This window comes from Gilliamella sp. CG25 (genome assembly GCF_046635705.1).
Lineage (GTDB): Bacteria > Pseudomonadota > Gammaproteobacteria > Enterobacterales > Orbaceae > Gilliamella > Gilliamella apicola_I.
In genome coordinates this window covers 101442-113518 of the sequence record NZ_JBIDFJ010000005.1, presented here as the reverse complement: position 1 = coordinate 113518, position 12077 = coordinate 101442, and the positions used below count along the sequence as shown (strand labels likewise).

The 12077-nt window shown below is 32.0% G+C and carries 8 protein-coding genes; 1 reads left to right on the top strand and 7 read right to left on the bottom strand.

The window, feature by feature from the left end; translation table 11 throughout:
• The first annotated feature begins 500 nt into the window (after nt 1-500).
• Nucleotides 501-929, top strand: a complete 429-nt coding sequence (locus tag ACGH6P_RS05675; protein ID WP_065559088.1) for a universal stress protein — start codon at nt 501-503, stop codon at nt 927-929.
• A gap of 82 nt (nt 930-1011) precedes the next feature.
• Here the strand turns inward: ACGH6P_RS05675 and rlmKL are convergent, their stop codons facing one another.
• From rlmKL to ACGH6P_RS05640, 7 genes are all read right to left on the bottom strand, one after another.
• Nucleotides 1012-3132: a bifunctional 23S rRNA (guanine(2069)-N(7))-methyltransferase RlmK/23S rRNA (guanine(2445)-N(2))-methyltransferase RlmL gene (gene rlmKL / locus ACGH6P_RS05670; protein ID WP_411596936.1), complete on the bottom strand. Its 2121-nt coding sequence runs from the start codon at nt 3130-3132 to the stop codon at nt 1012-1014.
• Nucleotides 3133-3263: 131 nt separating this feature from the next.
• A complete protein-coding gene (locus ACGH6P_RS05665) occupies nt 3264-3815 on the bottom strand; it encodes an MltR family transcriptional regulator (protein WP_267377926.1) in 552 nt (183 codons plus the stop codon).
• Nucleotides 3805-4983, bottom strand: a complete 1179-nt coding sequence (locus ACGH6P_RS05660; RefSeq protein ID WP_411596935.1) for a mannitol-1-phosphate 5-dehydrogenase — start codon at nt 4981-4983, stop codon at nt 3805-3807. The genes ACGH6P_RS05665 and ACGH6P_RS05660 overlap by 11 nt, the downstream gene beginning before the upstream one ends.
• Nucleotides 4984-5060: 77 nt before the next feature.
• Nucleotides 5061-6956, bottom strand: coding sequence for a PTS mannitol transporter subunit IICBA (locus ACGH6P_RS05655; RefSeq protein ID WP_267351670.1), 1896 nt, complete (start codon nt 6954-6956; stop codon nt 5061-5063).
• An 832-nt stretch (nt 6957-7788) separates the two neighbouring features.
• Nucleotides 7789-7962 carry a hypothetical protein gene (locus tag ACGH6P_RS05650; RefSeq protein WP_411596934.1) on the bottom strand — a complete coding sequence of 58 codons (174 nt, stop codon included), beginning with the start codon at nt 7960-7962 and terminating at the stop codon, nt 7789-7791.
• Between the two features lie 670 nt (nt 7963-8632).
• A complete protein-coding gene (locus ACGH6P_RS05645; RefSeq protein ID WP_411596933.1) occupies nt 8633-10753 on the bottom strand; it encodes a peptidase domain-containing ABC transporter in 2121 nt (706 codons plus the stop codon).
• Nucleotides 10753-12027, bottom strand: a complete 1275-nt coding sequence (locus tag ACGH6P_RS05640; protein ID WP_411596932.1) for an HlyD family secretion protein — start codon at nt 12025-12027, stop codon at nt 10753-10755. The genes ACGH6P_RS05645 and ACGH6P_RS05640 overlap by 1 nt, the downstream gene beginning before the upstream one ends.
• Nucleotides 12028-12077 lie beyond the last annotated feature (50 nt).

Sequence of the window (12077 nt, the reverse complement as noted above, 5' to 3'; positions counted from 1 at the left end):
CGAATAATGTAATAAATTAATATTCATTGACATTTTGGGGATCTTCTTCTATTAATTGTTTACCTCTACGCTTTTTGTGATTGTTTACATCAATTGTAACATCGGCTGAATTGGTCTGGACAATAGATGATCTCAATTAGTCTCTTTTCCCCGATAAAGTAATCATAAAATTAACATTATCAAACATTGCTTGAAAGCGTAAAGTATCATCAATGATTCAGCGTTCACCTAAATTACATTTTTGAGATAACTTTATTGCTTACGATAAATTGATTTAGATCACCACGGTAAACCATTTTAACGATTAGGAACAAGATTGATGCCATAGTACCTAACATTTAGTTTTATCGAAAACAAGTTAAAACAGTAGTAAGTATCTACAAGCTTATTTATCGAAAAAACATTAGCGAATAAATTTAAAACTAGTATGATTATTTTCACTAACTCTATTTTTTAACATAAAAGATATGTTATCAGATGTTATTTGCGAGGTACTTATTATGTATAAAAAAATTCTAGTTCCGATTGATATTCTTGAAGATAATCTAACCAAAAAAGTGATTCCACATTTGGAATGTTTAGCCAAATTATCGAATGCAGACGTTATTTTTTTCCACGTTTTACCTATTGCATCCGCTATAGTAAATGCTTATTCATTTGGTTTTGATGAATTTAAAGATAAGGCAACGGTGCAAACAGAACAAGCATTTCACCGGTTACTCGATACCATCAATCTTCCGCGCGAAAATTTATCCTTTTCAATTGCATTTGGTAATCCACGTGACGAAATTTTATCAATAGCAAACGAAATCAAGCCAGACTTAATTATTTTAGGATCCAGACGTCCTAATATCACGACTCACCTGCTTGGATCGAATGCGTCAGGTGTTGTTCGTGGCGCACAAACCTCGGTTTTAGTGGTGCGCTAAAAAATCCAAAAAACAGTTAATTTAAGCAAATAGCAAAACAGACACTAAGGGATTAAGCAAACCCTCGTAAGAGGGTTTGTAACTATAGATGTTTGACAATAAAACAACAATGAATCTGTTTATTGCGTTTAAAGTCTAATGAGAGTGTTTTATTAGTGATTTCTTGAAAGGTTAAGCCCAATTTTTGCATACCGTGCGCATCCATTTTAAAACCTCGTTTATTATTCGAAAAGACAATAACGCCATTTGGTCTTAGTAATCGTTTTAGATCGCTCATTAACTTAAGATGATCACGTTGAACATCAAATGTCTCATTCATGCGTTTAGAATTTGAAAATGTCGGGGGATCGATAAAAATGAGATCAAACTGTTCATTGCACTGTGCAAGATAGAGCAAACAATCAGCTTGAATTAAGCGATGTTTTTTACCCGTTAAACCATTTTGTTTTAAATTGCGATCTGCCCATTCCAGATAGGTGCGTGACATATCCACGGTGGTGGTTGATTTTGCATTGCCTAACCCTGCGTAAACGGTGGCCGTTCCTGTGTAAGCAAACAGATTAAGAAAATCTTTATTATCACTCATTTCACCTATCATTTTACGTGCCAAGCGATGATCTAAAAATAGGCCTGTATCTAAATAATCAGTCACATTTACCCAAAATTGGGTTTTACGGTGATTGATGGGGTATTCATGTACTAAAAAATAATCCTGCTTTTGAGCAAGTTTTTGATATTGTTGTTTACCTTTTTGCTTTTCCCGAGTTTTTAAGATCAGTTGATCGGCTGTTAATTCTAATACAGACATAGTCGCATTAATGATATCAAATAGCCGTTGCCGTGTTTTTTGAGGATCAATATTTTTGGGCGCTGCATATTCTTGCACGACAACTTTGTCTTTGTAACGGTCAATGGCAACATTATATTCAGGCAGGTCAGCATCATAAAGACGATAACATTCCAATTGCTCCTGAGTAGCCCATTTTTCCAGTTTTTGCTTATTTTTACGTAATCGATTCGCAAAATCCGCTGCCGGTAAATTAGGATTAGAAAGCGGTAGCGTGTTATCACGTTTGGCGATGACATAATTTTTTTGCACACAATCCAGTGGGCCATTTTTTGCCTTAAATTGCTTATCTGCACGCATTTGTAAGCAATCTAATAGTTGTGGGGCACCACTAAACAGTGATAGGCGCCAACCACCAAAATGTTGTTTAATAAGTTGACCTAACGCAGTATGTAGGGCAATGAGTGCAGGTTCACTTTCTAAACGCTCACCGTAAGGCGGATTGCTGATAATCATGCCTGATGATTCGGATGAAAGTGGATTGATTAATTGAGTTACATCTTGTTTGGCAAAACTAATATAATCGCTCACGCCTGCATAACGTGCATTTTGTTGTGCACGTTCCAACACTGTTGCATTATTATCATAACCAATAAAAACGCCTTTGGGTTGGCAAATGTTCTGTTTTGCTCTCAATAGCAGATCATTCCAAAGTGTAGGATTAAACCCTTTCCATGCTAAAAAGCCCCATTGTTTTCGATGAAATCCTGGTGGGATTTTAGCTGCAATCATGGCTGCTTCAATTAACAATGTACCCGAACCACACATAGGATCAAGTAGCGGTTCATCAATTTGCCAGCCTGATCGTAAAATGATTGCTGTCGCTAAACTCTCTTTTAGTGGTGCTTGACCTGTTTGTTGACGATAACCACGTTGATGCAGGCTCTCTCCACTTAAATCGAGGGATAGCGTAACACGATTTTTATGAAGATAAGCATGAATTCGAATATCGGGATCGTGTTTTGCAATATTAGGACGTGTATTTGTTTGTCGGACAAAATGATCGACAATTGCATCCTTGATTTTCAATGCGCCATATTGACTATTACGGATAAAATCATTTACCCCGACAAAATTGATGACAAATGAATTATCGACGGCAAAAATATCAGTCCATTTTAGATTAAAAACGCAAGAATAGAGATCCAAATCACTATATATATCAAATTCAGCAAGCGGTAATAGAATGCGTGATGCTAAACGAGACCATAATAAAGACTGATATAACGTTGTTTCATCGGCATCATAATAGACACCACCTTGAGTAATTTTACAATTGATCGAGCCTAACTCTTCTAACTCTTTCTTAAGTAACTCCTCAAGTCCGCGCGAGGTGCTGGCAAATAACGTTTTCATGAATAACCCAATTTACAATAAAATGGTGGCATTATACCGACTAAATGAAAGAGTGGGAAATAAAGCCGATCATTACTGCTAACTTTACCCACTTAAAATAATTTTTACGTTAAAAAGTCGGTAATAGACAGTTAATCATGATCTTTATGTTTGGGTTTATTACTTATTCGAAGTATAAGAGCGGTGATCGCAATAATCAGCGCTGAACGGATCATTTGCTGATAACGATTTTGTAAAATGGATGATTTAAAATTATCGACAATCCCGAGTTCGGCAACTTGATCTTGTTGTAACACCCAATTTTGCGGTAACACCATATCATGTAATAAGCTTATCGGTCCAAGAATCTCGTCATCACTATAATGATAGTGTTTATCACTAAGATCCAGCTCATCTAAAATGGCAATAAGTAATTCGATATCTTCATAATCTGCACGGCTTAAAATGCCCAAAGCAAAAAGCAATTTTAAACAAACAGATGTATCATTTAAAGGCCCATTTTTACCAATAAGTGAAGGAATTACAAATTTAATGGCATGGGGTTCCTTACAAAAAATGTTGAGAATCAACCGATTCACACTTTTGTTGATCAGTTTAATGGCGACAGTCAGCAAACTGTGAATATCAGTTTGCTGATTGAGTTTTTCTAGGATTCTATCTTCTTGTAGCCTTTTATCCGACATCTTTTAATAAAAATTGATGATTTTGCATTGCAGTATAAAGTTCTTCGATTGGTTGAACAACTGGATTATGACTATCAATGCCCGAAATTTGACAAAAAGTGGGTATCACTCCATGATTAACAATCTGTTTTGCTAATTGCACTGCTTGTTCATCATCATTATTCCGATAGTTAAGGGCAGCAGCAATACCAATCAATAAATTACAATTGTTAATCTGATATTCAAATGTGCCAAGTAGCGGTTTTATGAGACGATCACTTGCTCCTAATTTTCGTATGGGTTGACGTCCAACTCTGGCGGTATCATCGTGTAAATAGGGATTTTCAAAACGGGATAAAATCTTTTCGATATATGCCATGTGTTTTTGATCATCAAAATTATAGCGATGAATCAATACTTGCCCACTTTCTTCCATTGCTCCACGAACAATAAAACGAATTTGATCATTCAATATTGCATCACGAATAGTTGCGAAATTGTAGTAAAAGCCCAAATAGGCCGTAATGGCATGCCCGGTATTGAGCGTAAATAATTTACGTTCAACAAAAGCCATAAGATTATCGACAGGCTCCATACCGGCTATATTCGGAATAGTGCCAATAAATTGTTTTTTATCGACAATCCATTCTGAAAAGGTTTCAACTGTTACGGCTAATATATCACCTGATGGTGATAGGGTCGGTGGCACAATGCGATCGACTGCGGAATCAACAAAACCAATATGAGTTTCTACCCATTGATGTAAGGTTTCAGGTAATAGTGCAAAGATTGCTTGCTTAAATTGAGTGGTACCTCGAACCCTGTTTTCACAGGCAATAATATTTAGCGGCGCTTGATTATCGTGTTGATATCTTTTCAAAATACCTTGAGCAACAATTGGGGCAATCTTATTCAATACTTGTGGACCAACAGCGGTTGTAATTAAATCAACCGTTGCAATGTGGTGGCAAATGTTAGGTGATGTACTGTTAATGGCATCGACGTGATAGACTATCTCAGTACTTGCTTCTTCTCCAACTACATTGACCGAATATTGATGACGATGTGCCAATTCATCAATAATTTGCTGATTGACATCAGCAAAAGTGACGTGAAATCCTGCATCAGATAATAATTTACCAATAAAACCGCGTCCAATATTACCCGCGCCAAAGTGTAATGCTTTCATAATTTATACCTTATATCTTGTGAGTTTCAATAATGTTCGAGTTTTCTTACCTAAACGTAAGGCGTACAAAAACAGCATTAGCCTAATAAGGCTAAAACCTCTTTCACGCTGTGAGTTGTTGTGAGTTTTGTAATGGTATTGGGGTTATCGAGAGCGTTGGTCAGCTTTGCAATCACGTCCAAATGTTCGTTGTTACGTGCAGCTATCCCAATAACAATTTTGGCGTAATCCTCTTTGTTATCACCGAACTGAACACCTGAGGGGTATTGGCAAAATACGATACCTGTATTAATTACACTTTTTTTAGATTCAATGGTGCCATGAGGGACAGCGATAAATTCACCTAAATAGGTTGAAGTCAATTTTTCACGTTCTAGCATCGATTCAATGTAGGCAGGGTCAACATAGCCATTTTCTACTAATTTTTGACCGGCAAAACGGATGGCTTCTTCTTTTGTTTTGGCGATTAAATTTAAAAAAATATTTTTGTCGGTTAATTGGAAGAGAGGGGAATTATCGGAAGTTTGGGGGGCATTTTTTGTCGTTATCTTTTGTTCAATTCCTAATGCCTGGTTAAGTTGGTCGACTAATTGACTGTATAACTCACTATCTAAAAAGTTAGTTAACGAAATATGCCAAGCATTGGGGGCATACTGTCTGGCTCGGTGCGTTAAATCTTGATGCGTAATGACGATATCTACATCATCGGGCAGATCATTAATGGCTAGATTGCTAATATTGATTGCCAAGTTGGCATTTTCAATCTTCTTGCGTAAAACACCGGCACCCATTGCACTTGAGCCCATGCCTGCATCGCAAGCCACGATTATTTTTTTGACTTTAGTTAGATCAAACGTTTCATTTTTTCTTCCTTTAGCCTCATCTTTCATGCTTGAAAGACTTAATTTGGCATCATCAAGACTTTTAGACGATGTTTTGGTTGTTTTTAATAAAATCGCTGACATAACAAAAGAGACAGCCGTCGCCGCCATGACCGAAAGCGTTACGCCAAGATAGGAACCTTTTGCCATACTCATTACAGCAAAAATCGAACCGGGCGAAGCTGGAGCTGTTAAACCTGCATGAAAAACTGTTAACGTGAATATTCCGGTCATTCCGCCCATAATAACGGCAATAATCAAGCGGGGATTCATTAACACATAGGGAAAGTAGATCTCATGAATTCCGCCAAAAAAATGAATGATCGCAGCACCACTAGCCGATCCTTTTGCGGCACCCTTACCAAAAAACATATAGGCCAGTAAAAGCCCTAAACCGGGACCCGGATTGGCTTCAATTAAAAAGAAAATCGATTTACCGGTTTCTGCTACTTGTGTCACACCCAATGAGGTAAAGACACCATGATTAATGGCATTGTTGAGGAACAAAACTTTAGCCGGTTCGACCAAAATAGAGGTGAGTGGCAATAATCCATGATCAACCATAAATTGGACGGCGATAATCAATATATTGGTTAACCAAGCCACAGCTGGACCAATAGCAAAATAAGCAATTAGTGCAAGCATCATACCAAGAATGCCAGCTGAAAAGTTATTGACTAACATCTCAAAACCACTTTTAACTTTACCATCTATTAAGCGATCAAATTGCTTGATCATAAAGCCGCCTAAAGGACCAGCTATCATTGCGCCTAAAAACATTGGTATAGATGACCCGACAATTACGCCAATAGTCGTAATCGCACCAACAACGGCGCCACGGTCGTTATACATGAGTTTACCGCCGGTATAACCAATTAATAGTGGCAGTAAATAAGTGATCATCGGTCCAATAAACGATGTTGATACACGTTCATTTGGAAACCAGCCCCCAGCACTGTGATCCCTTGCATTGTATAAAAAAATAGCGGTGATCAACCCCCATGCGATGAATGCGCCAATATTTGGCATAACCATGTTGCTTAAAAAACGCCCAAAATTTTGGACTTTTACTTTTATGTTTGAACGACTCATTTTCGTTACCTTCCTTATTGATTGATGTCATTGAATTAACATTATTTTAGATACGTTCATGGCGTGGATTCATTAGAAAATGTCAGTAAACGTGATCAAGATCACGTTGCAAAAGGAGGGGTATTTTTAAAATTTGTGATATAAATCACATTTTAATAGTGATGAATTAAAAATATTCAAAAGCAGCAGGAAAAAAATCTGAAAAATTTCGAAAAAACAGTATGTAATATTTTTAATTGATAATTTAAAACGATAACAAAAATGATTGTAAAAAAGACTGATTATAGTTGATCATGGTTATCTTAAAACGGTTTAAAATATAACCATTAATAAAAAATCATAATAATACTAAGTTAATATGGAAGAGGCGTATCAGTCTGATTTATAGCTATATTGTCACTATTTCTCATGGTGTTTTATTATCTAAAGGGGAAGATATTTCCAAGTATAATTCAGATTATAATTTTTTAATATGGTCAACGTTTGTATTGTTTTTTTTGCGATATGGTGGGTTGAATATCCTAAAGAATTTAACAAAAAGAAAAAATGGAAATAAATTATTTGATTTTTTCATGTTTGATGAAGATAAATTTACATATACTTAAGTAGTTATTGTAGCATAATTAGTCAACTAAAATGGTTAACAGTAACAAATAATAATTGGGCTATTAATATTGAGTTTAATGAAAGCGAATTATTTTGACTTTGCAAGTTCAATTAATGTTTTTGATATAGCATAAGAAAATAAAATTTTAGAAAAAAGAATGTAATAAATCATACATTCTTTTTTGTTTGGAAATATTAATTAAAATTAATTAATATTTTTTCAGAACTAGAAATCTCTTCCTCGACGTTTTCTTCTGTCTCGAGCTTTTGGGTCGAATATACAAATACAACCTGATTTGACCCCACCATTAATTAGATTTATTTCTGTTTCCTTAAGCTCTCTCATTTGAAATGCTTTAGATGCAGAAAAATCTATACTTTCATTTTTTTTAATAAACATAATAACTCCTTGCTGATTGTAAATTTATCGTAAAAAAATAGTTAACTATTAAATTAATTGTAAATCAAATGTATGTAATTTGTCAATACATAATAAATTATTTGTAATTTAAATGTTATTTGCAAATTATTTTTATAGAAGTATTTTATTGAGAATTGTGGATAATTGGATTAATTTAAGGTTTAAATAAATCAAAATAATAAAAGTTATTTATAATATTTGTTCAATAATTTAGCTAGTTATTAAAATAATAGGTCATAATTTAAATATAATATTATTTTCTTAATGCTTGAATTGTAGATATTAATTAACTTAGCAATTAGCTCGAACTTTTACCTAAATTTAGTTTTTATCACATCTATGATAATTTCTTTAAAGTTTTTTCAATATTTAATAACAAATTCTTTTTGTATAGAAGAAAAATGAAATCTTCATTATAAATATGTTTAAATTTATATGGGTGCTAAAATAATCATTGCTTATAATTGTTATTTTTTAAAAATAATACTAAATTAAGAATAGAAAATTGACTTTATATCATTTATCTTTTCAAAATTAAATTTGGCTGAAATTTTTTAATGAATTTATAATTATGTATACATAAATTAATATCAATTTCAATTTTATTCAAAACCCAAAAAATACTAATAAATAAAAAAAGATAAAATAATCAATTTAAAAAACTATCTGAAATTATATAACCGTCTTTTAACATAATAATTCTTTCTGATGAATTAATGGTTTCCTGACGATGTGCAATAATTAATTTAGTAAAATTATATTTCACCATTGACTTATTTATCTTAACTTCATTTGATATGTCTAGATGACTTGTAGCTTCATCAAGCGCTAATATTTGAGGTCTGCGATATAAAGCTCTTGCCAATAAAATTCGTTGTTTTTGCCCACCTGACAATCCTGTACCTATATCCCCAATGAGGGTATTATAATTCATTGGCATATTAATGATTTCATTGTGAATAGCTGAATCAATAGCACATCTTTCTATTTCTTCTAAATCTGGTGTTGCTTCAAAAAAGCAGATATTTTCAGCGATTGTTCCCGTAAATAAATTATCTTCTTGCATTACGGTTGCTATCAAGTTTCTATAAGCTTTTTTATCGATAAGAGAAAGTGGAATATCACCAATGAAAACCTCTCCTTCGGTGGGAGAAAGTAAACCTAATATTATTTTCATTAATGTTGTCTTTCCACATCCTGATGCTCCAGTAATTGCAATACATTGACCCATAGGAATTGTCAAATTTATTTTATTTAAAATATAAGGCTCATTTTGTGAATAGCGAAAAGAAACATTTTCTAATTTAATAGTTAAATCAGATATCATATTTTTGGTAGAATTTAAATTATTGTTTGATGAATTTTCAGTTTTTGATAATACAATGTCAGCTAAGCGTTCTACATGTATCCTTAGCATTAGAATGTCACTAATTTTATCAATTAATGAAATTATTCTGTCTGTAAATTGATCTTTATAGCTTACGAAAGCAAATAGCATACCAATTGAAAAAGAAGTATTCAAAATTAAAACTGTAGCAAACCAAACTATAAAAATTCTATCTAAACTAAAAATTAATTTATTAGAAAAATTAATTAGTAAAGAACATTTTTCATATCTTAGATGGGCATTAAATTCTTTTGCTGATAAATTCATCCATTTTATGGCGCGTTCTTTTTCATAATTATATAATCTAATAGTTTGCATTCCCTTTATTGTCTCTAAAAAATGACTTTCTTGGGTTGCTTGATTAATTATATATTCTGATGAAAGATTTTTTTGCAAATCAAAAGCTATTCTTCTTAAAATAGCGTAAATAAATATACTTATAAAAGAAATTATGGCTAATGTAGTATTATATAAAAACATCATGATGAATGTTGTTATAACTAAAATACCATCAACTAGACTCGCCACTACTTTTGTTGTTATACCATTTTGTATTTCTTGAATAGAATGAAATTTAGATAAAATATCAGCTAAAGAGCGTTTTTGAAACCACTCTATTGGTAGTCCTAATATATGGTTTAATACATTTCCTCTCCATTGATAGTTTAATTGAGTTGAGAAAATTGTTATAAACCAATCTCTTATAAATTCTATTGAAACGCGTAATAAAGCTAATAATATAAACCCAAAGCCTAAAACTATTAATAAGTTTTTATCGTTTACAGCAATTACATCATCAACAATCCATTGTAAATATAATGGTGAAATAAGCATACATATTTGAATGAGGATGCCTAACATAAATAACTGTAGCAACCCTTTTTTTAATCCAATAACTTTCCCCATGACAGATTTAAAAGTTATTTTAGAAGTTGCTTTATAGGGAGAAAATGATGATGAAGGTGTGATTTCAATTGCAATTCCAGTAAAATGTTTTGAAACTTGTTGAATATTTAATTTTATTTTACCTATAGCAGGATCATGAATATAAGCATTATTTCCTTTTACTTTTTTTAATACCACAAAATGATTTAAATCCCAGTGTAAAATACAAGGACATGCTAAATTTTTTAAGTTATCGATATCTAATTTTATTGGACGACAATTAAATTTTAAATCTACCGCAATATCTATAATATTTTTAAGTGAAGCTCCTCGTAAAGTAAAAGGGTATTTTTGTCTTAGATCATTTAAACTAAATTCTTTTCCCCAATAATGAGCAATCATACCAATACATGCTAAACCACATTCAGATAATTCACTTTGTAAAAATAAAGGTAACTTTCTTTTACTAATAAATGATAAATTTAATTGATGTTGCATTATTTATTACCTTTAATACTAAATATAGGTTCAAATATCCATTCATAAATCTTTCTTTTTTCCAGAATAATATTTGATTCTAAAGTCATACCAACTTTCAAAGGATAGTTCTTACCATAAGCTTTCATAGTTTGATCATCTAATTTTACTTTGACGCGATAAAATGCATCCTTTTCATCGTTAAATTTTTGGGAATAGATACCAATTGATTTTAATTCATTTAAATATAGGGTGTTATTAGAAATTTCATTAATAATACCGTTATGTTGACCAAATTTTTGGTATGGAAAAGCATCATATCTAATTGATACAGGCAATCCAACTTTTAAGAAACCAATTGCACTAGATGGAATAAATAAATTAGCTTCAAGATTTTGATTTTCAGGCAAAAGTGTAGCTATGATGACATCATCTCCAATGCTTTGTCCTTTCGAAATCATAATAGTACTAATAACTCCATCTTTAGGAGCAACAATATTCATCAACATAAGCCCCTCGTTTTCAATCAGCTCTTTTTCTATTAAACTTAATTCTTGTTCAAATTTTGATATCTCTTGCTTTTCTTGTAAGGGTATTTGAAGAAGTTCAGTTTCAAGATCTGAAATATTACGATCTGTTGATGTAAGTTTTTGTTGAAGATCAAATAATATAGATTTTTGATCAAGTAATTCTGATTGCTTGTTATTGTAATCAATTATTGAAACTGATTCTGCTTTTATGAGTTTTTTAAATTTTTCTGATATTTCATTTGCGATTTCTACTCGTTCTGATTGTACTAAAATCTGTGTTTGTAAAATATTTTTTTCTTCTTCTAAATTTTTTAAAGTTTTTTCTAATGATATTTTTTTAATATTATTTTGATTAAGAAAAATATTATGCTGATGGGTCAAGCTATTTTTTTTGTTAACTAAGAATTTTTGTACTGCATCATGTGTGGAGCTATATTTCAAATTTCTTAAAACAAATAACGTTTGACCCATTTTTATCTTTTGATTTTCTTTCACTAGTATTTGGTCAACGATACTAGGTTCAGCTGACAAAATTGTTACAACTCCCTCAACTGGTAACAAAGTGCCAGTTACATGTATTTTTCTTCCATAATCAAAAAAAATAAAAAGGTAAATTATTGCTATAAATATTATAAGAAAAAAAATATTGATTAATGTTATACTAAACGGAGTAACAAGCATTATTTGACCAACTATCGTAACTTTATTGTTTTCAATACATTCGCTTCTAAATAAAGATTCATTCGATTCATTCGATTTATTCATATTTTTAATTTAATTTTTGACTTATTAAATTTTCCCATTATTACTATAAA

Coding starts and splice junctions, on each gene's coding strand:
- ACGH6P_RS05675 (WP_065559088.1), top strand. CDS start 501: ATGTATAAAAAAATTCTAGTTCCGATTGATATTCTTGAAGATAATCTA.
- rlmKL (WP_411596936.1), bottom strand. CDS start 3,132: ATGAAAACGTTATTTGCCAGCACCTCGCGCGGACTTGAGGAGTTACTT.
- ACGH6P_RS05665 (WP_267377926.1), bottom strand. CDS start 3,815: ATGTCGGATAAAAGGCTACAAGAAGATAGAATCCTAGAAAAACTCAAT.
- ACGH6P_RS05660 (WP_411596935.1), bottom strand. CDS start 4,983: ATGAAAGCATTACACTTTGGCGCGGGTAATATTGGACGCGGTTTTATT.
- ACGH6P_RS05655 (WP_267351670.1), bottom strand. CDS start 6,956: ATGAGTCGTTCAAACATAAAAGTAAAAGTCCAAAATTTTGGGCGTTTT.
- ACGH6P_RS05650 (WP_411596934.1), bottom strand. CDS start 7,962: ATGTTTATTAAAAAAAATGAAAGTATAGATTTTTCTGCATCTAAAGCA.
- ACGH6P_RS05645 (WP_411596933.1), bottom strand. CDS start 10,753: ATGCAACATCAATTAAATTTATCATTTATTAGTAAAAGAAAGTTACCT.
- ACGH6P_RS05640 (WP_411596932.1), bottom strand. CDS start 12,027: ATGAATAAATCGAATGAATCGAATGAATCTTTATTTAGAAGCGAATGT.